The organism is Rhizobium tibeticum, assembly GCF_900110205.1.
Classification (GTDB): Bacteria; Pseudomonadota; Alphaproteobacteria; order Rhizobiales; family Rhizobiaceae; genus Rhizobium; species Rhizobium tibeticum.
Genome location: NZ_FOCV01000025.1, coordinates 54,797 through 81,268, shown reverse-complemented (window position 1 = coordinate 81,268; position 26,472 = coordinate 54,797). Strand labels below are relative to the sequence as shown.

Here is a 26,472-nt window from a genome sequence, read left to right as displayed (position 1 = left end):
TCCTTCAAGACGTTGCGCGCGCCAATGACCTGTACCGCAATATAAGGAACCACGCGACCGGCCGGGAATTTGCCCGCGACTGCGAGACCGACGGAAACCGCGGGGTTGAAATGCCCGCCGGAAATGCCGCCGACGGCAAAAGCCATCGTCAGGACGGTAAGACCGAACGCAAATGCAACACTTACAAAACCAATGCCAAGTTCGGGAAACGCTGCGGCAAGCACGGCACTGCCGCATCCGCCGAATACGAGCCAAAACGTTCCAAGAAATTCTGCAACAAGACTTTTCTGCCTATTTCCCCCCTGCGCTCAACCAGAACGTTCATGAGGAATCGGCTTCATATTGATTCTGGTCAAGTGCCGACGCGCGGGCAGAGATGGGCGGAAAAATGCAAAGCCTGCTAATCTTTTTTCGCTTGTTGCGCGATGGGCATTTGCGCCGAATTAAAATTGCGTTAAGAGCCGCCTGCCTTCCCAAGGCATCTTTACAATCCCGATTGGAATGAAAATGTCAGACGCGATATCCAGAGTATCGCCGACTCCCGCTTCATCGAACAGTGCGCAAGTCAACTCGCCGGCGCGCGTTCTGATCGCGAGCCTCGTCGGCACCACAATCGAGTTCTTCGATTTCTACGTATATGCAACTGCCGCCGTGCTGGTCTTCCCGACGCTGTTCTTCCCGAACAGCGACCCGACGACCGCGCTGCTTGCGTCCTTCGCAACCTTCTCGATCGCCTTCTTTGCCCGTCCGCTTGGCGCCGTCGTCTTCGGCCATTTCGGCGACAGGATTGGCCGCAAGACGACGCTGGTTGCCGCCCTGCTCACCATGGGTATCTCGACGGTGGTAATCGGCCTTCTGCCCTCCTATGAATCGATCGGCGTCATCGCACCGCTGCTGCTCGCGCTTTGCCGTTTCGGCCAGGGCTTCGGTCTCGGCGGGGAATGGGGTGGCGCCGTGCTGCTCGCGACAGAGAACGCGCCGGAAGGCAAGCGCAGCTGGTATGGCATGTTTCCGCAGCTTGGCGCTCCGGTCGGTCTGTTCCTCTCCTCAGGCATTTTCTGGCTGCTTCTACAGGTCATGTCTCAGGATGCCTTGCTGAGCTGGGGCTGGCGCGTGCCGTTCATCTCTTCCATTCTGCTGATCGTCATCGGTCTCTGGGTCCGCCTCTCGATCACCGAAACGCCGGCCTTCCAGAAGGCGATCGACAAGCAGGAGCGCGTTGCCGTCCCGGTTGCCGAACTTTTCCGCAAGCACAAGCGCAACCTATTCCTCGGCACCTTCGTGGCGCTCGCCACCTTCGTGCTGTTCTATATCGGCTCGGCTTACCTGCTGTCCTACAACGTCAAGGTCCTGAAGATACCGTTCCTTGACGCGCTCGAAATCCAGATCGTCGGTTCGGTCGCCCTTCGGCATCTTCATCCCGATTGTTGGTAAACTCGCCGAGCGGTTCGGACGTCGCAAAATGCTGATCCTCACCACCGTATTGATCGGTATCTTCTCGTTCTTCCTGCCGGGCCTGATGACGGGCGGCGAAGGCAGCATCGTGGTGTTTGCGATCGTCGCCATGGCGCTGATGGGCATGACCTACGGTCTGATCGGCACCGCGCTTGCCGCCCCCTTCCCAACGGCCGTTCGCTACACCGGCTCGTCGATCACCTTCAACCTTGCCGGCATCTTCGGCGCTTCGCTGGCGCCCTATATCGCCACCTGGCTGCAGGCAAACCATGGCATGCAGTATGTCGGCTACTATCTCGGTCTGTCTGCCGTGATCACGCTGATCTGCATCCTGGCTTCCGGCCGCGACGAAGTCTGATCCCGGAAATCCAAGTCGAAGGGCCGCGACAGGCAACTGTCGCGGCTTTTTTGTTGTTGTCTGTTAGCGCCTTGCTCCTAGATTTTCAGAAACAGGGGAAGCCAGATGCTGACAAGACGATCACTGCTGACGCAAGGGCTCGGTGCCGGAATTTCGCTGACACTGCCGTCAATTGCGAAAGCAGCCAGTCTTCCGCCGACCGATGTCACCTTCCTTGTCATCAACGACGTCCACGCATGCCGCTTCGCAGACGGACAAAGCCCGAACTGCCAGGATGAAGGCAAGACCGACGCAAACCTGTTACGCCACATTCTTGCATTGAACAGCATTCACCATCAAACCTGGCCTATGGAGATCGCCCGGAGACCGAGCGGCCTGCCGCTCGCCGGACAGCCCATTGCAAGGCCGCAGGGCATTATCGTTTGCGGCGATATCACGGACGATGGTGGTGGTCAGACGGCAGAGTTCGCGGAAGGGTCGCAGCTGCTGCAGTTTTCCCATCGCTACCAGCAAGGGTTCGGTGCCGATCATGTGCACTTTCCAGTCTATGTCGGCCTCGGCAATCACGACCTCGATCAGGATGGGCGCCCGCCGCAGGTCGACTGGTATCGCGATGAGCTGCGCGATTACGTGCAGATGAACCACAAGCCAAGCGTCTTCTTCAAGCCGCTGGTGCCCGTCGACAACTACGACGAAGCCTCGGACAACTATTCCTGGAACTGGGGCGGACTGCATCTGATCCAGGCGCAGCGCTACGGTGGAGACAATACGAAAGGCGCCGCAAGCGGCCTCGATTGGATGAAGCGCGATCTCCAGACCTATGCATCAGATGGACGCCCGGTAGTCATCTTCCAGCACTACGGGTGGGATCCGTTCTCATTGGAGCGCTGGGATCGCGAAAAGAAAACGTTCAACGCCAGCGGCAACGGCGCACCCCATTGGTGGGGTGAGACAGAACGTCAGGAACTTCTCGCAATCCTCGAAGGCTACAATGTAATCGGCATTCTTCACGGACACGAGCACAACACGCCCATGGCCTACACCGTCGGCAAACTGAATGTCTTCAAAGCGAAAGCCGCCTTCATGGGCGGCTTCTGCCTTGTACGGGTGACAAGCAACACGATGGATGTGGCGATCGGCGAAGCCAGCGACAACAGAGGCGGAGTGACCTTCTCCACCGCATTCACCAAGCGCTTCGCCTAAGGACTACTCGCTGGTCACACCCTGAAAGGGACGTACCTCGCGCCCGGGCATGAAGACGCCGAGACGCTTGATCTCCCACTCTAGCTTGATCCCGGAATTTTCGAAAACTTCGCGGCGGACCTGTTCGCCGAGATACTCGAGATCGTATCCCGTCGCCTGCCCCATGTTGATCATGAAGTTGCAGTGAAGCGAGGACATCTGCGCGCCGCCGATCACCAGGCCCCGGCATCCGGCCTCGTCGACGAGCTTCCAGGCGGAGTGCCCCTCCGGATTTTTGAAAGTCGAGCCGCCGGTCTTTTCGCGGATCGGCTGTACTGTCTCGCGATGGCTGCGCACGGCGTCCATCTCAGCGCGGATCTTGGCGCGATCCTCGCCATACCCTTCGAAGAGCACCGACGTAAAAATCAGATCGTTCGGTACCGACGAATGACGGTAGGAATAGCCCATATCGGCGTTCGACAGGATATGCTTGTTCCCCTTGCGATCAACGGCGTTCACCTCGACAAGCCGTTCGCGCGTCTCCGCGCCGTTGGCGCCGGCGTTCATGCGTACCGCACCGCCAATGCTCCCCGGAATGCCGTAGTAGAAATGGAAGCCGCCTATGCCGTTATCCATTGCCATGGCTGCGACATGCTTGTCCGGGCAGATTGCACCGGCAAGGATGCGATTTTCGCCCGCGAGCTCGACCGACCCAAAGCCCTTCGCCGAAAGCCGCAGAACGACGCCAGGAATTCCACCATCGCGCACGAGAATATTGGAGCCGACGCCCACGACAGTGATCGGGACCTCCTGCGGCAGAATCTTGAGGAAGGCGATAAGGTCGTCCTCGTCGTGCGGCTGGAACATCAGCTCGGCCAGACCGCCAGCGTGGAACCAGGTGACACGGTCCATCGGCGCATCCGGTGTGATCCTCCCACGGATGTCCTTTACGCCGTCGCCAAGCGACGCAAGAAGCTTTTCCCCATTCACCTGTTTCATGCAGATATTCCCGAAAGGCTTTCCAATTGCTTGGGCAACGCTGCCGCCCAGTATGTGATACTCCCAGCCCCTAACAGAACCACAAAATCCCCCGGCTTTGCAATCTCTGCGACCATTTCAGGCAAAAGCTCTGGGGACGACAGGAAGCGGGCATCGCGGTGACCGCCCGATTTGATCCGCGACACGAGTGCCTCGGAGTTCGCTCCTTCGATGGGATCCTCACCCGCCGCGTACACAGGCGCAAGGAAAATACTATCCGCATCGTTGAAGCAGGATGCAAACTCTTCGAAAAGGCTGGACAGCCGCGAATAGCGATGCGGCTGATGAACCGCGATCACCCGACCCTTGCAGGCCTCGCGCGCAGCCCGCAGCACGGCCTTGATCTCGACCGGGTGGTGGCCGTAATCATCGAAGATCTGAACACCGTTCCATTCGCCGGTCAGCGTGAAGCGGCGTTTGACGCCACCAAAGGACGCGAGCCCCTTGGCAATGTCCTCGCTCGACATGCCGAGACGGTTGGCAACCGCGATCGCGGCTGTGGCGTTGGAGATGTTGTGGCGACCCGGCATGGGCATGACCAGATTGTCGAGCCTGATGACCTGCCCCGTCCGGCGGCGGCGGATCTCCACATCGAAGATCGAACGCGCACCATCGATGCGCACATTCATGAAGCGCACGTCGGCCTGCGGGTTTTCACCATAGGTGATGACCTTGCGATCCTCGATCCGACCGACCAGCGCCTGCACCTCCGGGTGGTCGAGGCACATGACGCCGAAGCCATAGAACGGCACGTTCTCGACGAACTGCCGGAAAGCCGCGCGAACGGCATCGAAGTTGCCGTAGTGGTCGAGGTGTTCCGGGTCGATGTTGGTGATAACAGCAACATCGGCGGGAAGCTTCAGGAACGTGCCGTCGGACTCGTCGGCCTCTACCACCATCCACTCACCCTCGCCCATTCGGGCATTGGTGCCGTAGGCATTGATGATGCCGCCATTGATGACCGTGGGATCGAGGCCACCCGCATCCAACAACGTCGCCACCAGCGACGTCGTCGTGGTTTTGCCATGCGTACCGCCGATCGCGATCGCATTGCGGAACCGCATCAATTCGGCAAGCATCTCCGCCCGGCGCACAACCGGCAACAGCTTTTCGCGCGCCGCCACGAGCTCCGGGTTGTTTTTCTTGATCGCGGTCGAGACGACCACCACTTCGGCGTCGCCGAGGTTCTCTGCCTTGTGGCCAACGAAGACTTCGATGCCCTTATCGCGCAGGCGTTGCACATTGGCGCTATCGGCCTGATCCGATCCCTGCACGCGATGGCCGAGATTATGGAGCACTTCGGCAATGCCGCTCATGCCGATGCCACCGATGCCGATGAAATGAACGAGGCCGATGGCCTTCGGCATTTTCATGCGCGTTTCCCCTTGAACTCTGCAATTGTACGTCGTGCCGCAATAGCCTCTACCATGTCGGCAAGCAAGTTCGCAGCGTCGGGTTTACCTGCTTGCTTGGCGGCAGCGGCCATCCGGGCAAGCTTTTCCGGGTCGTTCATCACATGGGTGAGGATCGAAGCGATCTTCTCGGGCGAAAGCTCGGCCTGAGGAATGACCTTGGCGCCGCCTGTCGCCGCAAGCGCTGCCGCATTTGCCGCCTGATCGTGATCCAATGCATGCGGATAGGGCACGAGCACGGCCGGTCGCCCGATGACGGAAATCTCCGAAACAGTCGATGCGCCGGAGCGGCAGATAACGAGATGTGCCGCGGCAAGTCGTTCGGCCATATCGGTGAAGAACGGTGCTGTGTCAGCCGCCATCTTCAATTGGGTGACGCAAACGCTCATCATCTCCATGTCTTCTGGTCGAACCTGCTGGGTAATGCGCAGGCGGTCGCGAAGCTCGTCATCGAGCAAGCTGATGGCCGTCGGCATTGCCTTGGAGAAATACTGCGCACCCTGGCTGCCGCCAAAGACGACTAGATTGAAAGGCTCACCTGGATTCGACGGAGAGTATGGCACGTTGGCAGCGGCGATAATCGCCGGGCGCACCGGATTGCCTGTCGTCACCGTCCTGTCGGGAAACTGGCCACCGCCTTCAGGCAGGAATCCGCCGGCAATCGCCTGCACGCGGCTCGCCAGCGCCTTGTTGGCGCGTCCCATCACTGCATTCTGTTCATGGATCATGGCAGGCACGCCGAGGCGCGTTGCGGCGAGCAACGGCGGCACGGTCGGATATCCGCCGAAGCCGACGACAACAGCGGGCTTCAGGCGCGCGATCAGCTTCTTGGCGGCCCGCATGCCGCTCCAGAGCGTCCACAGGGAGCGTGCAACGGCAACTGGATTTTTCGAACCGATCGTCGCCGACGGCACGACATGAATCTCATCTGCAGGGAATTTGCCGGCATAACGCTCAGCGCGGCTGTCGGTGACCAGATGCACGGAATAGCCGCGTTCCTTCAGCTTATAGGCCAAAGCCTCCGCGGGAAACACATGACCGCCGGTTCCCCCGGCGGCAAGCAGGACGATGCCTTTACTCATAAGCACTCACTCCGCCGGCATACCATGTGCGACGCGGAAGAGGCTCCGCTCTTGCGCGCGCTTTTCCGGCCTATGACGCGTCAGCGCGAGAATAAACCCGGCGGTGACGCAGATGGCGACCATGGACGAACCGCCGTAGGAAATCAGCGGCAGGGTCATGCCCTTTGCCGGCAGCAGTTCGAGATTGACGCCCACGTTGATGATCGACTGTATTCCGATCTGCAGCACGAGACCAGCGACAGCAAAGCGGTTGAAGTCGTTCCGCTCCTTGTAGGCGTGCGAGAGACCGCGCAGCACGAGGACGGAAAACAGCGCGACAAGCGCCATGCAGAAGACGATGCCGAATTCCTCGGCAGCGACCGAGAAGATGAAGTCGGTATGCGCGTCCGGAATGATGCGCTTGACGATGCCCTCGCCCGGTCCCTGGCCAAACCAATCGCCGCGGATGATGGCTTCGCGCGCCGTATCGATCTGGAAGGTATCGCCCTCGCCGGTCAGGAACTTGTCGATACGCAGTGCCACGTGCGGGAACACGTAGTAAGCGCCAAAAAGTCCTCCGACGCCGCCGGCGCCAAGAAGAATGATCCATATCCACGGCATGCCTGCCATGAAAAACATTCCGCCCCAGACGGCCGTCGTCAGGATCGTCTGCCCAAGGTCGGGCTGTGCGACCAGAAGCGCGGCAACGATGCCGAAGAGGATGATGGCGAACAGGTTGCCCGGAATCTCCGGCTGCCTCGCATGCTCGGCAAAGAGCCACGCACAGACGACGACGAAAGCCGGCTTCATGAACTCGGAGGGCTGGATCGAAATGCCGGCCAAGGTGACCCAGCGGCGGGAGCCCTTGACCTCGACGCCGAAGAACAGCGCCAACAGCATCATCCCGAGGGCAACAATCAGCAGGATGATCGCCGTGCGCCGCACTTGGCGCGGCGTCAGGAAGGAGAGCCCAATCATGACACAGAGCGAGGGGATCATGAAGGCCGCGTGTCGCTTGACGAAGTGGAACGGCTCCAGCCCGATACGCTCGGCGACCGCTGGCGACGCAGCGAATGACAGCATGAAGCCGATGCCCATCAGGAAGATGAACATCGCCAGGAAAAAGCGGTCGATGGTCCAAAACCAATCGGCCAGAGGCCCACGTTCCGCACGGCTTACCATGTCATTTATCTCCTGTTGCCGAATCGATCAGCATGGTGATCTCGTCGAGCGCTGCCACATGGCTGACAAATGCATCGCCCCTGACTTCGAAGTTCTTATATTGGTCGAAGCTTGCGCAAGCCGGAGATAACATCACGGCCAGCGGGCCAGTTTCATCTTTGTCGGCATCCGCAGCAGCATGCGCCACGGCGCGCTCCAGCGTTCCAGAAATCTCATATGGCACGGCTTCGCCGAGCGTCGCGGCAAATTCGGCCGCAGCTTCGCCGATCAGATAAGCCTTGGCGATGCGCGGGAAGAAGCCCGTTAGCGACGTGATGCCCCCGGCTTTTGGCAGCCCACCCGCGATCCAGTAGATGCGGTCGTAACTCGACAGCGCCGGAGCGGCCGCATCCGCGTTGGTGGCCTTGGAGTCGTTGACGAAAACGACGTTGCCGCGACGCCCGACCGGCTGCATCCGATGCTTGAGCCCGGGGAAGGACGTCAAGCCCGCACGAATTTCCTCTTCCGAGACACCGACTGCAAGGCATGCGGCAACTGCCGCAGCGGCATTCTGCGCATTGTGGCCGCCACGCAGTGTCTGGATCCCTTCAAGATCGACAATCGACTTTGTTGCGCCTCCCGAGGCCTCGATAAGCTTGGTTCCTTCCGCATAGATGCCATAGGGAAGCGCATGACGCCGGGAAATCCGCGTGACCTTGCCGCCTGCTCGTTCGATACGATCTGCGATCATCTCGCAATGGCTGTCGTCCACGCCGATGACGGCAACGCCGCTACCTGCAACGAGCCGCTCCTTGATGTCGGCATAGTGCTGCATCGTCCCGTGGCGATCGAGATGATCGGGCGTCAGGTTGAGGAGGATGCCCGCGGAGGGATTGAGCGTCGGTGCAAGGTCGATCTGGTAGGACGAGCACTCGACCACGTAGAAGCGTCCATCCTTCGGCGGATCGAGCGTCAGGACCGCCGTCCCGATGTTGCCGCCGAGCTGTGTGTCGCGCCCACTCGAGGTCAGGATATGCGCGATCAGCGCCGTCGTCGTCGACTTGCCGTTGGTGCCGGTGATGGCGATGAACGGACAACCCGGCGCATGCGCCCGGCGTTCGCGTACGAAAAGCTCGACGTCGCCGACGATATCAACCCCGGCAGCACGAGCGAGATCGACTGTCCAGTGTGGCTTCGGATGGGTCAACGGCACGCCTGGCGAAAGCACGAAGAGCGACTGCGCGCTCCAGTCAATGGAGCGCAGATCTACTGTACGAATGCCTTCAGCGGCGGCCTTGGAGACGCTGTCTGGGTTATCGTCCCATGCAGTGACCTCGGCCCCCCCCATTTTGAGCGCACGCGCCGTGGCAAAGCCCGAGCCGCCGAGCCCAAAGAGCGCGACCTTCTTCCCTGCAAGTGTCGTGACCGGGATCATCGCGGCCTTACCGCAGCTTCAGGGTGGAGAGACCAAGCAGGGCGAGACCGACGGCGACGATCCAGAAGCGGATCACCACCTGGCTTTCCGTCCAGCCCTTCTTTTCGAAATGGTGATGGATCGGCGCCATCAGAAAGACGCGCCGACCGGTCATCTTGAAGAAGCCGACCTGAATGATGACCGACAGCGTTTCCATGACGAACAGACCGCCGATGATCGCCATGACGATCTCGTGCTTGGTGGCAACGGCAACCGTGCCGATCGTGCCGCCGAGTGCCAGCGAGCCGGTGTCGCCCATGAAGATCGCGGCGGGCGGTGCATTGAACCAGAGGAAGCCAAGGCCGGCGCCGATCACGGCGCCGAGGACAACCGAGAGTTCGCCCGTGCCCGGCACGAAATTGATCTGTAGGTAGTTTGCGAAGACGACGTTACCCGCCAGATAGGCGATGACGCCAAAGGACGCGGCGGCGATCATCACGGGGACGATGGCAAGGCCATCAAGACCATCGGTAAGGTTCACGGCATTGCCGGCGCCAACGATGACGAAGCCGCCGAAGACAACGAACATGATGCCGAGATTGATCATGAAATCCTTGAAGAAGGGAAAGGCGACCGACGACCCGAAGGTCGAGCCTGCCGTACCCGATGCCAGCGCCGTGCGCATCATGAAGTAGACAGCAATGCCGGCAATCACGAACTCGATACCGAGACGAGCCTTGCCGGAGAATCCCTTATGGCTCTGCTTGGTGACTTTCAGATAGTCGTCGTAAAAGCCGATCGCACCGAAACCGAGGGTCACGAGCAGCGTGGCAACCACATAGAGGTTCGAAAGGTCGGCCCAAAGCAGCGACGAACCGACAATACCGGCGAGGATCATCAGGCCGCCCATGGTCGGCGTACCGGCCTTCTTGAAGTGCGTTTGCGGACCGTCGGCGCGGATCGGCTGCCCCTTGCCCTGGCGGATCCGCAGCGAATTGATGATCATCGGACCAAAGAGGAACACGATGAAGGCGGACGTAAACAGGGAGGCGCCCGTGCGGAAGGTAATGTACCTGAACAGATTCAAGAATTTCAGATGTTCCGACAGTTCGACAAGCCAAATCAGCATTCAGGGCCCCTTGTTTACCCGCTCAAAAATCGCGTTGCGTGTCGGCAAATGGCGGGAACTTGTCAAGGAGCGCGGCGACGATCTTGCCGAAACCTATGCCCAGTGACGATTTTACCATCAGCACGTCGCCAGCCGCGACAGCGTTCAATATATACTCTGCTAGTTCTTCGGTCTTCTCGTAGTGGACGACCTGCACGCTTTCGGGGAGCGATTCCTTCAGCGCAACCATTTCAGGGCCGGCAAGCCAGACGTGCTCAATACCGGCAGCGAGCAATGGCCCTGCCAGATCCGAATGGACTCTCTCCGCGTAGTCGCCCATTTCCAGCATGTCGCCAAGCACGGCGACGCGGCGTCCCGTGCCCGTCGGCACGGAACTCGCAAGCACAGCGATTGCCGCCCGCATCGAAGCAGGATTGGCGTTGTAGCTCTCGTCGACGACAGTGAAGGAGCTGCGCTCGATCGCCAAGCGATGACGACGGCCCCTGCCCTTTTCCGGCTGGAGGGTCGCAAGGGCGGCGATTGCCTGCTGCATATCAGCTCCGACGAGCTTCACGACGCCGAGGGCGGCCAGCGCATTCTCGGCGATGTGCCGGCCCGGCGCGCCGATCGCAACTTCCTTCGTCTCGCCGTCAATAGTGATCCACAACGTCGAACTCTGGTCAGAGCCGTTGAATTCTGCCAGGCGAAACTCGGCCTTCGCATGCTGACCGAAGGAATGGACGTGCTGGATGCCGTGGGTCTCTGCTGTGCGCTCCAGGAAATTGAACTGATCGTTGTCGCGATTAAGCACGACCTGCCCGCCCGGCACCACGCCTTCGAAAACCTCGGCCTTTGCCGTCGCGATCTCCCTTATGCTCTTGAAATTGCCGAGGTGAGCGGGCGCGATCGTCGTGATCACCGCAACATGCGGCTGGATCATCTTGACCAGCGGACGGATCTCGTCCGGATGGTTCATGCCCACTTCGAAGACGCCGAAATAGGTATCGAGCGGCATGCGGGCGAGCGTCAAAGGTACGCCCCAGTGATTGTTAAAAGAAGCAACGGAGGCATGCACCTTGCCCGATGGAGACAAGACCCGCCGCAGCATCTCCTTGGTCGTCGTCTTTCCGACCGAGCCGGTCACGGCAATGATCTGGGCGCGCGAACGCGCGCGAGAGGCTTGCCCGAGTTTGCCGAGCGCCGCCAACACATCCTCCACGACGATCACCGGAACCGTCAGCCGCCCCATGGCGGGAAGGCGCGCTTCGCTGACGACGAGAAGAGCTGCGCCGTTTGCCATCGCCATCGAGGCGTAGTCGTGGCCGTCGACGCGGTCGCCCTTGATGGCAAAGAAGGCTTCGCCGGACGCAATGGAACGGCTGTCGATGGAAATCCCGGTAATGCCCTCAGGCAAAGTGCCGAACGGCCGCCCCGCCATGGCGGCAATCATGTCTTCCGTCGTCCAAAGCCAGTTCACGGTTTCAGCTCCTCCAAAGCCTTACGCAATTCGGCATGATCCGAAAACGGCAGGGTAACGCTCCCGATCGTCTGCCCTTCCTCGTGTCCCTTGCCGGCAACGATCAACGTGTCGCCGGACGTCAGCATCTCAACAGCCATGCGGATCGCCTCGGCGCGGTCGCCGATTTCGGTTGCGCAGCCAGCGGCCGCCATGATCTCGGCGCGGATTGCCGCCGGCTCTTCTGAGCGCGGATTGTCATCGGTGACGATCACCACATCGGCCAGACGGCAGGCGATCTCGCCCATGATCGGGCGCTTTCCACGATCGCGATCGCCGCCGCAGCCAAATACGACAATCACACGGCCTGTGGTAAACGGCCGGACGGATTCCAAAACATTGGCGAGCGCGTCCGGCTTGTGCGCGTAATCGACATAAGCGAGCGCGCCATCCCTGGTATGGCCTACCAATTCCAGACGCCCGGACGCGCCCTGAAGCTTCTCGAGCGCGGCCATGGCGACCTTCGCCGGCACGCCGGTCGACATGGCAAGACCTGCCGCCACAAGTGCATTGGCCACCTGGAAGTCGCCGGCAAGCGGAATGTCGACCTCAAAGATCTCGCCGTCAGCATGAATTTCAGCCACCTGCTTATGGCGGAAATGTTCGACGCGCTTCAGCGTCAGGTAATCGCCCTTGCGGCCGACCGTGCGAACATCGTGCCCCGCACGGCGAGCTGCCTCGATCGCTTGTTGCGACCAGGCATCGTCGGCAAAGATCACGGCCGGTGCGCCCTTCGGCAGCAGCGTGTCGAACAGGCGCGTCTTCGCGGCCATGTAGCTTTCGACCGTCGCATGGTAGTCCATGTGATCACGGCCGAGATTGGTAAAGGCGGCGGCAGCGAGCTTGACGCCGTCCAGGCGGCACTGATCGAGGCCATGGCTGGACGCCTCCATTGAGGCATGTGTGACGCCCTCGTCCGCGAGTTCTGCCAGCAGCTTGTGGAGTGAAACCGGATCAGGTGTTGTCAGTGAGCCGTATTCGTTGCGTGTCGGCGAGACGACGCCAGTCGTGCCGATCATCGCGGCCGCATGGCCGGCATTGGCCCAGATCTGCCGGGTGAAGGAGGCAACCGACGTCTTGCCGGCAGTGCCGGTCACGGCCACCATCGTTTCCGGCTGCTTGCCATAAAAACGCGAGGCCGCGATCGACAGGAAGCGTCGCGGGTCGCTGACGACAAGAACGGGGATGGAAGCGTCAATGCTGTGGGAGGCAACTGCTGCGACGGCACCACGTGTTGCCGCATCGGCGATAAAGCCTGCGCCGTCCGCCTTCGTCCCGGCGACAGCCACAAACACCATTCCGGGTACGATCTTGCGGCTGTCGGACGAGATGCCGGAAACCGCCAGCGCCCCGACAGACCCGGCCAATTGATCAAGTTCCGGAAATGCATCTCCGGCGATGTCTCGCAAGTTCATCGAATGTACTTTTCTCTTTCAAGCCGCCGCGCCCCCGTGGCGAATCGGCTCCGACATTCATTCAGACTCAATAAGACACCAACATGGCCGATCCGTCGTCACCGAACTTGGGTTCCACACCGAGAATTGGCGCTGCGCGGGCAATGATGTTCTTCACCATCGGCGCTGCAGTGTACGCGGCGATGTTCTGGCCCTTTTCACCATTGTGCGGTTCATCGCAGAAAGTGAGCACGACATATTTCGGGTCATCGATCGGGAACGCCGCAAGGAACGCATTGAAGTTGAGGTTCGTCGCATAGCGGCCGTTGACGACCTTGTCGGCCGTTCCGGTCTTTCCGCCGACGTTGAAGCCGGGAACGTCCGCATTGCGGCCCGAGCCCTTGATGCCGTTCAGCTTGAAGAGATAGCGCACGTCGTCGCTGGTGCTCTTCTTGACGACCACTTCAGCGACTTCATCTGCCTGCTCACGGTTGCGCGGCAGGAAGGTCGGCTCGATGAGCTTGCCGCCATTGACGAGCGCGGCACCGGCCACGGCAGTCTGCAGCGGGGTGGTCGACACCCCGTGGCCAAAGGAAATCGTGATGGAATTGATTTTCTTCCAAACCTTCGGTTGGCTCGGCATTTTCACTTCCGGCAGTTCGGTCTGCATCTTGGTCAAAAGGCCGAGCTTCGTCAGGTAGTCTTTCTGAGCATCCATGCCGACGATGTCGATGATGCGGGCGGTACCGACGTTCGACGAATACTGGAACACTTCGGGCAGCGTTAGCCAACGGCGCTGACCGTGGAAGTCATGGATAGTGAAGCCGCCGATGCGGATCGGCTGTGTCGCATCGAAGCTGTCGTTGAGGCTGACCTTGCCCGTGTCGAGCGCCATGGCGAGCGAGAAGGTCTTGAAGGTCGACCCCATCTCGAACGTGCCATTCGACATGCGGTTGAGCCAGCCCTCCTTGGCGCCCTCCAGCGGATTGTTGGGATCGAAATCCGGCGCCGATGCCATCCCAAGCACCTCACCGGTATGAATATCGAGGATGACGGCGCCGGCGCCCTTTGCCTCGTAGTTCTTGACTGCGTTGACGACGACATCACGCACGATGTTCTGGACACGAACGTCGATCGACAAGCGCACCGGTTCAAGCGGCTGATCGCTTGTCATGCCGACTGAAGCGAGGTCGGCAAGTCCCTGGTCATCGATGTATTTTTCCATGCCGGCAACGCCGCGGTTGTCGATGTTGACGTAACCGAGGATATGCGCAGCAGTCGCGCCACCGGGATAGAAGCGGCGTTTTTCAGGCCGGAAACCGATGCCGGGAATGCCGAGCGCAAGGATCTGGCTCTGCTGCTTCGGCGTCAACTGGCGCCGCAACCAGGCAAAATGGGATGTGCGGTTCGCGAGCTTCTTGTAGGTGCCTTTCATGTCGAGGTCAGGCAAAACCGTGGCAAGCTTCTCGACCGCCTCGTCCGCATCGACGACCTTGTTCGGCTCGGCAAAGAGCGAGACGGTGCGGATATCGGTTGCCAGCACTTCGCCGTTTCGATCCAGAATATCAGGGCGCGACGCCATCAGACGATCCGGCGGCAGTATGCTGGACACAACGTCCGGATCGCGAATCGCGTATTCGACGAGACGCCCACCGATCACGCAATAGACCCCGAGGAATCCGACGATCAGCAGACCGACGCGGCTCTTGGCCTGTACTGCCTTCTTCTTTCTCGATCCCTCGATCTGCACGTTGCCGGACGTCCCGCCAAGACGGTTGTATACGCCAGCGGAAAAATGCGCCTGGCTCTTCAAGACCATGATGCGTGAAAGAAAGGACATCTCTACTCCACCGATCCGGTTGCCATCAGGTCTTCTTCTTCGGGTTGCGGCACCACTGCCTTAGGCTTCGCTTTGGCGCCTGAACCAGTCTTCGCCTCGGCAACGTCGGGAACCGGAACCTGCGACCTCAGCATCGGCAACTCCCTGGCATGAACGAGAGAGGTGGACGCCGTCGGCTGCAGCTGAAGTTCGCCATTGTAGTTGTTGACGAGACGCTCGAGCCTGTTCGGCTGGGACAGCAACGCCCAATCCGCCTTCAACAGGTCGATCGTGTCCTTCTCGAGCTTGATCTCCGCTTCAAGGCGATGAACTTCCTCGAGCTTGAGTTCTGCGTGATGCTTGATCGTGTAGGTGACGGCAGCCGCGGCTGTCATGACACCGACCAGGATGAGGTCCAACGTTCTCAGCATATCAAGCTCCGAGTTTTCCGAGACTCGCCAGGTTCGGCAGCCCGAAGATGGAAACATCAGCCGCTTCGGCGGGGGCTGCGGTGCGCAGCCCTGCACGCAGCTTGGCGGAGCGCGCCCGCGGGTTGACCTCGGCTTCCGCCTCGCTTGCAGCGACCATCGGCTTGCCGATCCGCTCAAAGGTCGCCGCGCGCTCGTGCGCGACGGGCAGATGACGCGAGCCCGACGCCTTGCCGGCACGATCTGAGAAGAACGTCTTGACGATCCGATCCTCAAGCGAATGGAAGGTGACGACAACCAGACGCCCGCCGGGCTTCAGCGCCCGCTCGGCAGCAAAGAGTGCCTGCGCCAGTTCGCCGAGCTCATCGTTGACGAAAATCCTGAGCGCCTGGAAAACGCGCGTCGCCGGATGAATCTTGTCCTTCATCTTGCGGGGCGTAACGAGCTCGATCAGCCCAGCCAGATCGCGCGTCGTCTCGAAGGGCTTTTCGGCACGCCGCTTTTCGATCGCGTGGGCAATGCGCGGCGACTGACTTTCTTCTCCGAGAAAATGGAAGATACGAATGAGATCCGCCACCTTGGCGCGATTGACCACATCGGCCGCAGAAACGCCGGCAGCCGACATGCGCATGTCCAGAGGGCCGTTCTTCTGAAAGGAGAAACCGCGCTCCGCTTCGTCAATCTGCATCGACGACACGCCGATATCGAGCACGACCCCGTCGAGCCTGTCGTGGGGAGCACACTCGGCCAAATGAGAGAACTGAGAATGAACGAGTTTCAAACGACCTTGACTGCTTGCCACAAGCGCCTGGCCGGCCTCGATAGCGATCGGATCGCGATCCAGCGCAATCACATCGGCGCCAGCATCGAGAATGGCTGACGTATAACCGCCCGCGCCGAATGTGCCATCCAAAATGAGCTTGCCAGGGGAAGGATCGAGCGCAGCCAGAACCTCGTTGAGAAGAACCGGAATGTGGCGAACCGGTCCGCCACCGGCACCAGTTGAATCTCCGCCAGGATTCGCCGCCATTCCGTTCCCTCGTATTATTCGGAACGCCCGCCCGCCAGCCGACGCCCTCCTCGTGCCTGCGTCTGCGCAGCCTGAAATGCCTGCGGCTGCCACAGCTGAAAATGATCCGCCCGACCGACGAAGGTCACCTCGTCCGAGACGCCGGTGAAGTCGCGAATGAAATCCGTGACCATCAGCCGACCTTCCGCATCGAGCTTCATGAAGATACCGCCCCCGTGGATCAGAAGCGACATCTCGTTCGCATCCGGCGAAAACGGATCCTCCGCAGCGATCTGACGCTCGAACCTTTCCAGAAGGTCCGGACCGCCGACGCTGATTGCCGGAAACACAAAGTCCTGGAAGCAATAGAGCTTCTGAACATTGCGCTGCGCCAGCACGGATCGAAACGCTGCCGGCACGGAGACCCTGCCTTTGGAATCGATTCTGTTGGTCGCACTTGAAAGGAAGCGGCTCATGACACGAAACATCCGTTCCCGAAAGAGCCCGGACTGAACTCACAAGCCCGGAACCCCGACATTCAGGCACAGCCTCGCGAGCCGAATGGGCACAATCCCATCCGGCGCTTCCGGAAAGGAAGACGCCTTGGCTTTGCGATTGATGGGCACCTACCTGCCCGTGCGCAGTGCATAAATGGGATAACATGGGACCATATGGGCGTCAATGGGAAACGCCCGTCTCACGATGAGCGCAGTATCGAAAATTTATAAGCTGTTAAGTTTAACAAAGGGTTAGGATCGCGGATCTGCAGGCTGAATAGCGGCGCGCTCGCCACCCTTTCAACGCCGGCCGATGACCCAAATAGCGACAGGCAAATAGGCGATTTAAAGCAGCGTCTTAGCGCGGCGCATTCATGAACGAGACGGATTGTCGGGGATGCCACATGAAGAGGTAGGCCGCTGCTATCCATTTTGAAGTAGGCGACCAACCCCTTCGGATAGAACCACGTGCAAAATAATGAAGGGCCGGAGAATTGAACTCGTTGGAGGCTGCCGCATATTATGCAGTGCTAAATAAGCAACGTGGAGTAATGCTATGACAAACTTCACATTAAAGGGGCTTCTTTACGGGCGTTTTGAGCCGGAAAAACGTATTCCGCTGTCGCAGACTGGCATGACGACCGACATAAAGTGCGATTCCTGCGGCAAGATATTCAAGCGTTGGTCTATTCTTGCTCGCAGCAGCACCACCTGCGAGGAATGTCTGGCGAAGGCGCCGACCGCTCATTAGCAACGACGGCAATCATAGAAGGCACGCTCCTGCAAAGGTAGTTCGCCAGCTGGCCTGTAAGCCGGGTTCTGTATGGCCCCGGCCGAAGCCGGAACGTGGCAGCCATTCCTCTGGGACAGCGTTCGCACGCTGCCTCACGCAACCCACCCGGATGACTGACCTGGAAACCGGCCGGAAGGCTTGCGCCCACCACGTCATCCCTATTCGGTCTTGCTCCCGGTGGGGTTTACCTTGCCATCGCCGTTACCGGAGATGCGGTGGGCTCTTACCCCACCCTTTCACCCTTACCTGCCGAGGCAGGCGGTTTGCTTTCTGTGGCACTTTCCCTGAGGTCGCCCTCGCCGGACGTTATCCGGCACCGTGTTTCCGTGGAGCCCGGACTTTCCTCACCCTACCGCCTTTCGGCATTGGTAAAGCGCGGCTGCCCGGCCAACTGGCACGGCTCCCTTAGCGGAGACTTGGGGCGAATTCCACTGAAATATCGCCAATCTCCACGCAATAGTGCAAGGGTTGGCCCGAAGCGCCGCCTCGCCACCGGCGCGCGTGCCTAGCGGAAGACGGGCGTCAGTTCCCGGCCGAAGTCCTCGGCCCCGAGCCAGCCTTGCGTCATGATGACAGCGCCCAGTCGACCGAGCTCATCCGATGATTTCGCAGCAACGAAATTGCCACCGGTCAGCACCGCAATCCGCGGCGACCCCGTATATCCCACGTAAGGATATGCACTTGTCGTGAAGGTCGCCACGCATGGCGCGGAGGTCGTTGGGCAGCCGGCCAATGCTGGCATGAGCCGCAAAGCCGTCGACACCAGATGATCGCGCTCGAGCAAATCGCCGTCAGAGCGAAACCATGCTCCGATATCCTCGAGCGTGTCGAATGAGCGCGTTTCCAGATCGCCGCCGATCTTGAGATAGGTCTTGCCGTCGGGATAGCCGACCGGCGGCAGGATATAGACATGGTCCTCGTCGCGGTCGCCAAAGACGATCGTCGAAGGCATTTCGGAGAAGATCGTCATTTGCCGCTCACTCAGCTCGAAGAAGGCGACAGTGCGTGCCGCAACGCGAACATCGATGGCATCAGGCAGAAGATCATTGAACTTGCTGAACCCGCCGGCGGCGACCAGCACACGTTCCGCGGTGTAGCGCTTGCCATTCGCATGGACCTCTACGAACGTGCCTTCGTCACGAACCGCAGCAACAGTTGCATCGATGACCGTCACACCGGCCTGCTCGGCAAGTCTGGTTTGAGCCAGAACCAACGCACGCGGATTGATGTGGCCTGCACGCCGCGCCTCGAGATAGCCGTTGAACGAAGGATCGAGCGCAAACTGAGGAAAGCGGTCGCGCAATGCCGCAGGCAGCAATGTTTCGACGTCGAGATCGAGCGCTTCGGCTACCTGCAGCGCCCGCCCAAGGTACCCCCGGCCCGGCCGGGCGGGCGGTCCGGCAAACAGACAACCCGCCTCCGAGAAAAAGGAAATGCCGCTCTTCGCTTCAATTTCCCGGTAGCGGTCGAGCGAGCGTGCCGCCAGCATCGCCCAGACCATATTGTCGTCGAAGGACCGGGTGATGCGGGCCTCGTCGTAATGACTGGCAAAAACACCATGATGGCTCTTGCGCTCGGCTGGCTCACCGGGGCCGATGAGCGCAACACCGTCGATCATGCCGGAAAGATGGCGGGCCGCAGCCGCGCCCATCATCCCGCGTCCAACGATGATCACCTTGAAATCAACTGCCATACGTCACCTCATTCAGAGGCGAGATAACATAGGCGCCAAGTTGAATCATATTCTTATGTACCCGGCCGAAGCGATTCTCGAACAAGCAGTTTCAGATGATCAGTCGAGCATCGCCAGGACCTTGCCGCAATAGGCCTTGGAGACCGGATTCATGCGGGTGGCACCGTGGCCGGCATTGTATTTCAGGATCGTGTCGCAGGTTTCGCCACCGCCGAGCTGATGCGCTGTGGCCAAGTATTTCATGCCGAACTTGATGTTTGTCTCGGGATCGAACAACCCCTTCCTCGTACCCGAGTAGCCCATCATCTTTGCCGTGGCCGGCTTGATCTGCATGAGGCCGATTTCACCCGCGCTACCACGTGCATCGGGATTGAAATTGCTCTCGACGCGCACGACCGCCTGAGCAAGCTCGACAGGGACGTTGTATTGGTTTGCGTATTTGATGATGAGAGCTGAATATTTGTTGGCGGTGAAGTCCGGCATTGCATAGCCGCTAGTCCGATCGACAGTCTTCAAAGGAAGTGTCTGGATCCTTCCACCCCACTCGCCCGCGAAGGCGCAATTGATGCCCATCAACAGTGTGCTGACGCACACTGCAGCAGAAATAATCTTATTCATTCAGTCTAATTACTCCGACCCAAAGAATTTCCGGATCATGATTTAAATAATAATCCGGCTATATGCGACAGATATACATTAGCTATTCTGCAGCATTTCTTTTTGTTTCAATTGACGACTGCCAGAAACCCCAAAACAAACCAGGCAGCGCCGTTCGACGATGGCGTTAGACCATCGCAATGAGGAGATAATAGGGAAATCATGTGGCGGCGCAGCAGACTCCCGAATTCCCGGGAGTCGGTACCGTCATAAAAGTACGACTTATGAGGAGTAATGTGAAAGCGACGCCAGCAAACGGTGCAGCGTGTCTATCGTCGAAAAATCTGCGATTCCATCGATCCGAGCAGGCCGGAAGTGGCGCTGGAAGGCCTCGACATCGCCTGCCGTCTTGTCGGAGAATTCGCCTGTGATTTCTGTCGCATAACCGTAAAGCGAGAGCATCGACTGCAGGGCCTCGACCGGCTGGCCGCTGTCACCGCGTTGGAAAAATCTTCCACCAGCAATCGGGGCAGGCTCGACCCAGTGCCCGACACCGGCTCTGTGGAGGTCCTTCCAGGGAAATTTTTCCCCCGGATCAACCTTCCGAATCGGTGCGACATCGGAGTGCCCAAGCACCCGTTCGGGGGCGATGGACCAACGTTTGCCGCAATCGCGACACAATTCGACGAGCGCCTGAATTTGTTCTTGCGGATACTCGGGTAGACCGCCGGGATGCCCTGCATTGGCGATCTCGATCCCGATCGACAAAGAGTTGATATCGGTCTCGCCCTGCCAATAACTTTTGCCGGCGTGCCACGCGCGGCGCTCCTCAGGCACGAGCTGAAGAACCTCGCCGGCTTCACTTACGAAGTAGTGACTCGAGACCTGGCTCTCGTCACGACAGAGCCATTCCAACGCTCCATCCGGCGTTGGCATGCCTGTATAGTGCAGAAGGATCATGTCGGGCTTGCGCCCGCCTGCACGCTCGCCGTGATTGGGCGAAGGACGAACGCTCGCCTTCCAGTAGTCGGCCTCGAACGAGGTCATGCGGCGCGGCGTTCCTTTTCGATCGCCTCGTAGGCTGCGTTCAGAGCGGCCATCCGCTCATTGGCGATGGCGTGGAACTCGGCCGGTACGCCGCGGGAAATCAGCCGATCCGGATGATGTTCGCTGACAAGGCCATGATAGCGGCGGCGAATCGTCGTGAAGTCATCGGAGGGCGACACCCCGAGCACCTTGTAGGGATCACGTCCCATTGAGACATGGCGCGCGGCAATCCTTTCGAAATGCTCTTCATTCATATGGAAAATCTCGCCCACATGCCGCAGGAACGCCAGCTCCTTCTCGTGGACGAGCCCGTCCGCCTTGGCGATATGGAAGAGACCGTCCAGAACCTCTTCGAGCACCGGGCAGTTGGCGGCGCATGTCACGCACAAAGACGACAAACGCTCCGCGTAGGCCTCATAACCAGCGACGTCCTGACGCGCCAGATTGTAGAGGCGTGCGACGTTCTTGGCCTGGTCGGGCGGGAACTCGAAGATCTCACGGAAGGCATTCACCTCCTTCTCGCTCACGATTCCATCGGCCTTGGCCATTTTTGCCGACAAAGCGATGATCGCGACGGAAAAGGCGACCTTCCGGCGCGTCTCGGGGTCGCCCTCGAAAACCGTCCGAATGGCCTCGACCACCGCCGAAAGGACATTGCCCGCAGTGTTGCCAATAGCATTCAGCAGTTTTTCCCAGAAGGACATAAAAAGTCTCTCGCAATGCAAATAGGTGTAAACACCTTGACCAAATAATGGTTGCCTTTGCAAGGCGGCGATTGGTCGTAGGGCGGAATACACTTTTCACAATTCGTTCATGGTTGCACCGGGATCAGCCCGGCATCGCACCCCGGCAAGTTCCAATTGCTACCGGCCGAGTGACGTCGCGATTTCCACAACCCTTCGACACGGGCATCTCGAGCTTGAAACGATTATATCAGCGCTTTGCGTCTACCTTCGCCGTTCAGGGCATGATTTTCATAATAACGACACTTTACATGCCCCTTTCCCTGTCGCATCCATGCGTTAGGTAAGCAGCACGCAACGGCGCTGATACGTGACAATGGAGGGATCATGGCCAAACAGAAAGTCGCAATGCTCACGGCTGGAGGCCTGGCACCCTGTCTGTCGTCCGCGGTCGGCGGACTTATCGAACGCTATAGCGACGTGGCGCCTGACATCGAGCTCGTCGCCTATCGCTCCGGATACCAGGGCGTGCTCCTCGGCGACAGCATCAAGATCACCACCGATATGCGGGAGAAGGCGCCGCTTCTGCATCGCTACGGTGGCTCGCCGATCGGCAATAGCCGCGTCAAGCTCACCAACGCAGCCGATTGCGTGAAGCGCGGTCTCGTCAAGGAAGGTGAAAACCCGTTGCGCGTCGCAGCCGAACGCCTCGCCAACGACGGGATCACGATCCTCCATACGATCGGCGGCGACGACACCAACACTACGGCGGCCGACCTCGCGGCATATCTGGCCGCCAATGGCTACAATCTGACGGTCGTTGGCCTGCCTAAAACCGTCGACAACGACGTCGTCCCCATCCGCCAGTCACTCGGTGCATGGACGGCTGCCGAAGTCGGAGCACACTTCTTCGACAACGTCAGCAACGAGCAGACGGCAGCACCGCGCACCTTGATCATCCACGAAGTCATGGGACGCCACTGCGGCTGGCTGACGGCGGCAACCGCCCGCGCCTATCTACAGCGGACGAAGAATTACGAATATGTCGATGGCTTCATGACGAACGCCAAGATGAAGAGCATCGACGCAGTTTATCTGCCCGAGATGGCGTTTGATCTCGATGCGGAAGCGGCCCGGCTGAAGGAAGTCATGGACCGCACCGGCCATGCGACCGTGTTCGTTTCGGAAGGCGCCTGCCTCGACGCCATCGTCGCTGAGCGTGAAGCGGCGGGCGAAACCATCAAGCGCGACGCCTTCGGACACGTGAAAATCGACACGATCAACGTCGGCGGCTGGTTCCAGAAGCAGTTCGCTGGCCTCATCAATGCCGAACGTTCGCTGGTGCAGAAGTCCGGCTACTTTGCCCGTTCGGCCCCCGCCAACAGCGACGACCTTCGTCTCATCCAGAGCATGACCGACCTTGCCGTCGAAAGCGCCCTCAACAAGGTTTCCGGCGTCACCGGTCATGACGAAGCGCAGAACGGCAAGTTGCGAACGATCGAGTTCCCGCGCATCAAGGGTGGCAAGGCCTTCGACACCTCGACCAAATGGTTCGCGCAGCTCATGGATACGATTGGACAGAAATACCAGGCAGCATGATTGACTGAGGGTTGATATGGTGTCTTTGCTTTTACCTTAGGGAATAGGAGGAGATTCCATGTCGCTCGAAGCCTGGTTCGCTTTTGCCGCTGCGTCTGCAATCATGCTGGCCATTCCGGGCCCGACGATTCTCCTCGTCGTTTCCTATGCCCTCGGCCATGGACGCAAGACGGCGCTCGCGACGGTAACCGGTGTTGCGCTCGGCGACTTCACTGCGATGACCGCATCGCTATTCGGATTGGGGGCCGTCCTCGCGGCCTCCGCAACGCTGTTCACGGTATTGAAGTGGGTCGGTGGCGCCTACCTGATCTGGCTCGGCATCAAACTCTGGCGAGCGCCCGTCATTTCCGAGCCCATGGCAGACAATGACAACCTGCCCGAAAAGAAATCGCTCAAGGTTTTCCTCCACGCCTATGTGGTCACGGCGCTCAATCCGAAGAGCATCGTGTTTTTCGTCGCATTCGTTCCGCAGTTCCTGAATCCGGCTCAACCGTTTTTCGGCCAGATGCTGATCATGGAAGCCACCTTCCTGGTTCTTGCAACCATCAACGCTTCCATCTATGCGCTCGCCGCAAACGCAGCGCGCGGCCTCATTCGCAAGGCAAGCGTCCAGCGCGCAGTCAACCGCACCGGCGGCACTTTGCTCATTGCTGCGGGCGCCGTCACAGCCGGCTATCGGCGCATCGCTGCGTAAACATTTCCGGCGGGTTGCAGCAAAGCAACGAATACGTTAATTGCGAAATCCGGGCTTAAGGCTTTTGGTAACTTCTAACGCTGCCGGGGCGGCGCATTCACGAAAGTGAGAGTATGGTAGCGATCGGTTTTTCCGGCCTGAAACGCAGTCTCATCGTTTCCACGATGCTCTGCGGCGTTGTCGCCGGATGCACGAGCGTCGAATACACGTCGCAGGCCGAATTGACCGCAATCCAGACCGTTGTTCCGACGCCGAAGCCGGGCGAAGACGCTACGCTTGCAGCCGTGCCCGCCGGCGAAGGAACGACAGAAACGGCGATGATCACCGCCGCTGACCAGACGGCAACCGCCCTCGCGGCGCCCGCCATGCCGGCAACCGATGCCCCTCAGTTAAACGGTCAAATCCAGACAGCGACGGCAACGGGTTATGCGCAGATCCCGCTGACGCCTGAGATGACGGCGATTCAGTCCGTCGTACCGACCCCGCGCCCGGGAACCCCCTCCCCGGCGACGCAGCTTGCTTTTGCGGCAACGCCTCAGAACGGCGGCGGTGCCATCGCCGCGCTTTCCGCGATCGACACCACACCGCATCCGATGATGGACTACGGCTTCGACACCTCGGGCCCTTCCGACCCGCCGGCTGCTCCACCCATGTTCAGCGACAGCGACGACGATGGCGCACCGACCGTCGAGAAAAGCGCGATCACCAAGATCATTGACAAGTACTCGAAGCTTTACCGGGTGCCCGCCTCGCTGCTTCACCGCGTCGTGCATCGCGAAAGCCGCTACAATGCCAAGGCCTATAACAAGCGCGGTTATTTTGGCCTGATGCAGATCAAATACAATACGGCCAAGTCGATGGGCTACGATGGTGAACCTGCCGGCCTGTTTGATGCCGAGACCAACATCAAATACGCCGCCAAGTATCTCCGCGGCGCCTGGCTTGTCTCCGACAGCAGTGAAGACGATGCTGTCCGCCTCTATGCCCGTGGCTACTATTACGACGCCAAGCGCAAGGGCATGGACGACGTCGCCCACGGCAACTACTGACTACTGCCGAGGAAGCGCCGCTAGAATCTCCTTCACGAGGATCTGCGGTCTATAGCCAAGCCAGCTTGGCGTCAGCCCGAGCCTGACGACGACAAGCTTCGCAGACGGCACGATCGCGACACTCTGTCCATCATGCCCTTCCATCCAGAACGTATCTTCAGGAAGACCGGCAGTGGCGCTGCTATCGCCGCCCGGCGCGGCGAGCCAGGCTTGCGCCTGCGTATATTTGCCGCCAGAGGCGGCAGTCGGCGTCCTCATTGCCGCCATGAACCGTTCCGGCAACAGCCTCTGTCCATTCCAGACGCCGTCCTGAAGAAGAAACTGGCCGAAACGAGCCCAATCCCGCGCTGTGGCGTAGAGATAAGAACTGCCGGCAAAGGTGCCGCGGGCATCGACCTCCAGAACGGCGCTCGACATGCCGAGCGGATCGAACAGCGCCTTCTTGGGATAGGCAAGCGCTGCCTGCATGTTGCCGATCCGATCCATCCATATCTTCGAGATCAAAACCGATGTGCCGCTCGAATAGTTGAACCGCTCGCCCGGGCTCGCCTCCAGGGGGAGGCTCGCCGGCAGTGCCGTCATATCCGCATCGAGATAGAGCATTCGTGTGACATCGGCGACCGTGCCATAACTCTCGTTGAAGGCCAGGCCGCTCTCCATGCCCAGAAGATCGCTGAGCTTGATTGCTGAATGATCGCCGCCCTGCCACTGCGGCAGGAGGGCTGCGTCACCAAACGCGATCCTGTTGTCGAGCATTAGCCGTCCGACGATCGCCGCATTGACGGTCTTCGTCATCGACCAGCCCGTCAGCGGCGTTGTTGGATTGAAGCCGCCACCGTAGCGCTCGGCGATGATACGGCCGTTGTGAACGACGACAACCCCGCGCGCTGCAGGACCGGTCAAATCGCTGTCTGAAAGCAGCGCGTCGACACGGCTGTCATCGACCTTTGCGACGGCATTGCCCTGTGGCCATATCTCATCATTTTGCGGCTCTGGAGCGACAGGACGATCGGGCACTGCGCTCGCGGCCGCTTTAAAATCCCCGTCCGGTACGCTGCTGCAGCCGAGTGCGCCGCGATAGATCGCATAGCCCGGTGCGAAGACCCCGAGGATGCGCGCTGTAACTCGCTTCTCCTGCCTGTCGACAGCCACACGCACCAGCCGCAGCAACGGATTTCCGGGCGCCTGAACGTCCTCGTAGAGCACCTGTTCAGGATCCCGCCCTGCGAGGAAGACGTTCGAGCAAACGATCTTGGCTGCATAGCCATCACCCACTCGCAGCAATTCCGGTGGGCTGACGTAAAGCCAAGTCGCGCCCATAGCGACGATCACGACCATCAGAAGGGCAAGTGACTTCACGAAACGCACCACAAATCCCATGTACGGTCCTCCATGCCTGCAAGAAAAGCAGGAAAGCCCGCGGCGCGAAAGACCCGAACGCCCGGATGCGTTTCTATTTGCAGCC

At 59.9% G+C, this 26,472-nt stretch carries 22 protein-coding genes, 1 other RNA gene and 2 pseudogenes; 6 read left to right on the top strand and 19 right to left on the bottom strand.

Annotated elements, in window-relative coordinates:
* Positions 1-17: 17 nt before the first annotated feature.
* Positions 18-290 (bottom strand): annotated as a pseudogene (locus tag BSG20_RS24165) (aquaporin); the annotation flags it as partial.
* A gap of 217 nt (positions 291-507) precedes the next feature.
* On the opposite strand from BSG20_RS24165, the pseudogene BSG20_RS24160 reads away from it, so the two are divergent.
* Both BSG20_RS24160 and BSG20_RS24155 read left to right on the top strand, forming a co-directional pair.
* A pseudogene (locus BSG20_RS24160) lies at positions 508-1,813 on the top strand (MFS transporter).
* Between the two features lie 105 nt (positions 1,814-1,918).
* A complete protein-coding gene (locus tag BSG20_RS24155) occupies positions 1,919-3,016 on the top strand; it encodes a metallophosphoesterase (protein ID WP_072379259.1) in 1,098 nt (365 codons plus the stop codon).
* A gap of 3 nt (positions 3,017-3,019) precedes the next feature.
* Here the strand turns inward: BSG20_RS24155 and murB are convergent, their stop codons facing one another.
* The 12 genes from murB to mraZ all read right to left on the bottom strand — a co-directional run bounded on the left by murB (position 3,020) and on the right by mraZ (position 16,831).
* A complete protein-coding gene (murB, locus tag BSG20_RS24150) occupies positions 3,020-3,994 on the bottom strand; it encodes a UDP-N-acetylmuramate dehydrogenase (protein WP_072379261.1) in 975 nt (324 codons plus the stop codon).
* Complete coding sequence (gene murC, locus BSG20_RS24145) at positions 3,991-5,406, bottom strand: UDP-N-acetylmuramate--L-alanine ligase (protein ID WP_072379263.1); 1,416 nt, start codon at positions 5,404-5,406, stop codon at positions 3,991-3,993. Before murC ends, murB begins: the two co-directional genes overlap by 4 nt.
* Complete coding sequence (gene murG, locus BSG20_RS24140) at positions 5,403-6,527, bottom strand: undecaprenyldiphospho-muramoylpentapeptide beta-N-acetylglucosaminyltransferase (protein ID WP_072379265.1); 1,125 nt, start codon at positions 6,525-6,527, stop codon at positions 5,403-5,405. Before murG ends, murC begins: the two co-directional genes overlap by 4 nt.
* 6 nt (positions 6,528-6,533) lie before the next feature.
* A complete protein-coding gene (ftsW, locus tag BSG20_RS24135; RefSeq protein ID WP_024313620.1) occupies positions 6,534-7,688 on the bottom strand; it encodes a putative lipid II flippase FtsW in 1,155 nt (384 codons plus the stop codon).
* A gap of 1 nt (position 7,689) precedes the next feature.
* Entirely contained in the window at positions 7,690-9,102 is a 1,413-nt protein-coding gene (gene murD, locus BSG20_RS24130) for a UDP-N-acetylmuramoyl-L-alanine--D-glutamate ligase (RefSeq protein WP_072379267.1), read from the bottom strand.
* Positions 9,103-9,109: 7 nt separating this feature from the next.
* Positions 9,110-10,210, bottom strand: coding sequence for a phospho-N-acetylmuramoyl-pentapeptide-transferase (mraY, locus tag BSG20_RS24125; protein WP_024313622.1), 1,101 nt, complete (start codon positions 10,208-10,210; stop codon positions 9,110-9,112).
* Between the two features lie 22 nt (positions 10,211-10,232).
* On the bottom strand, positions 10,233-11,666 hold the full coding sequence (locus BSG20_RS24120; RefSeq protein ID WP_072379269.1) for a UDP-N-acetylmuramoylalanyl-D-glutamyl-2,6-diaminopimelate--D-alanyl-D-alanine ligase: 1,434 nt from the start codon (positions 11,664-11,666) through the stop codon (positions 10,233-10,235).
* A complete protein-coding gene (locus BSG20_RS24115; RefSeq protein WP_072379271.1) occupies positions 11,663-13,120 on the bottom strand; it encodes a UDP-N-acetylmuramoyl-L-alanyl-D-glutamate--2,6-diaminopimelate ligase in 1,458 nt (485 codons plus the stop codon). The genes BSG20_RS24120 and BSG20_RS24115 overlap by 4 nt, the downstream gene beginning before the upstream one ends.
* 67 nt (positions 13,121-13,187) lie before the next feature.
* Complete coding sequence (locus BSG20_RS24110) at positions 13,188-14,939, bottom strand: peptidoglycan D,D-transpeptidase FtsI family protein (protein WP_072379273.1); 1,752 nt, start codon at positions 14,937-14,939, stop codon at positions 13,188-13,190.
* Between the two features lie 2 nt (positions 14,940-14,941).
* A complete protein-coding gene (gene ftsL / locus BSG20_RS24105; RefSeq protein ID WP_072379275.1) occupies positions 14,942-15,349 on the bottom strand; it encodes a cell division protein FtsL in 408 nt (135 codons plus the stop codon).
* Between the two features lies 1 nt (position 15,350).
* Positions 15,351-16,376: a 16S rRNA (cytosine(1402)-N(4))-methyltransferase RsmH gene (gene rsmH, locus BSG20_RS24100; protein WP_072379277.1), complete on the bottom strand. Its 1,026-nt coding sequence runs from the start codon at positions 16,374-16,376 to the stop codon at positions 15,351-15,353.
* A 14-nt stretch (positions 16,377-16,390) separates the two neighbouring features.
* Positions 16,391-16,831: a division/cell wall cluster transcriptional repressor MraZ gene (mraZ, locus tag BSG20_RS24095; protein WP_072379383.1), complete on the bottom strand. Its 441-nt coding sequence runs from the start codon at positions 16,829-16,831 to the stop codon at positions 16,391-16,393.
* A gap of 577 nt (positions 16,832-17,408) precedes the next feature.
* Here mraZ and BSG20_RS24090 point away from each other — a divergent pair.
* Positions 17,409-17,603 (top strand): hypothetical protein, encoded by a 195-nt coding sequence (locus tag BSG20_RS24090; RefSeq protein ID WP_024313629.1) that lies wholly within the window; start codon positions 17,409-17,411, stop codon positions 17,601-17,603.
* A gap of 41 nt (positions 17,604-17,644) precedes the next feature.
* Here BSG20_RS24090 and rnpB read toward each other — a convergent pair.
* The 5 genes from rnpB to BSG20_RS24065 form a co-directional block, all read right to left on the bottom strand.
* Positions 17,645-18,040, bottom strand: an RNA gene (gene rnpB / locus BSG20_RS24085) — RNase P RNA component class A.
* 110 nt (positions 18,041-18,150) lie between these two features.
* Positions 18,151-19,338, bottom strand: coding sequence for an FAD-dependent oxidoreductase (locus BSG20_RS24080; RefSeq protein WP_072379279.1), 1,188 nt, complete (start codon positions 19,336-19,338; stop codon positions 18,151-18,153).
* Positions 19,339-19,437: 99 nt separating this feature from the next.
* A complete protein-coding gene (locus tag BSG20_RS24075; protein WP_072379281.1) occupies positions 19,438-19,956 on the bottom strand; it encodes a lytic transglycosylase domain-containing protein in 519 nt (172 codons plus the stop codon).
* 261 nt (positions 19,957-20,217) lie between these two features.
* Entirely contained in the window at positions 20,218-20,982 is a 765-nt protein-coding gene (locus BSG20_RS24070; RefSeq protein WP_072379283.1) for an N-acetylmuramoyl-L-alanine amidase, read from the bottom strand.
* Positions 20,979-21,686, bottom strand: a complete 708-nt coding sequence (locus tag BSG20_RS24065; RefSeq protein WP_072379285.1) for a J domain-containing protein — start codon at positions 21,684-21,686, stop codon at positions 20,979-20,981. Before BSG20_RS24065 ends, BSG20_RS24070 begins: the two co-directional genes overlap by 4 nt.
* 366 nt (positions 21,687-22,052) lie before the next feature.
* Between BSG20_RS24065 and BSG20_RS24060 the strand changes: the two genes are divergently transcribed.
* The 3 genes from BSG20_RS24060 to BSG20_RS24050 all read left to right on the top strand — a co-directional run bounded on the left by BSG20_RS24060 (position 22,053) and on the right by BSG20_RS24050 (position 25,007).
* The gene (locus BSG20_RS24060) at positions 22,053-23,264 is read left to right on the top strand and encodes a pyrophosphate--fructose-6-phosphate 1-phosphotransferase (protein ID WP_072379287.1); all 1,212 of its coding nucleotides are present in this window, start codon (positions 22,053-22,055) and stop codon (positions 23,262-23,264) included.
* A gap of 58 nt (positions 23,265-23,322) precedes the next feature.
* Complete coding sequence (locus tag BSG20_RS24055; RefSeq protein ID WP_072379289.1) at positions 23,323-23,958, top strand: LysE family translocator; 636 nt, start codon at positions 23,323-23,325, stop codon at positions 23,956-23,958.
* A gap of 113 nt (positions 23,959-24,071) precedes the next feature.
* The gene (locus BSG20_RS24050; protein ID WP_072379291.1) at positions 24,072-25,007 is read left to right on the top strand and encodes a lytic transglycosylase domain-containing protein; all 936 of its coding nucleotides are present in this window, start codon (positions 24,072-24,074) and stop codon (positions 25,005-25,007) included.
* Here BSG20_RS24050 and BSG20_RS24045 read toward each other — a convergent pair whose 3' ends face one another.
* Positions 25,008-26,387 (bottom strand): serine hydrolase domain-containing protein, encoded by a 1,380-nt coding sequence (locus BSG20_RS24045; protein ID WP_072379293.1) that lies wholly within the window; start codon positions 26,385-26,387, stop codon positions 25,008-25,010.
* Between the last annotated feature and the right edge of the window lie 85 nt (positions 26,388-26,472).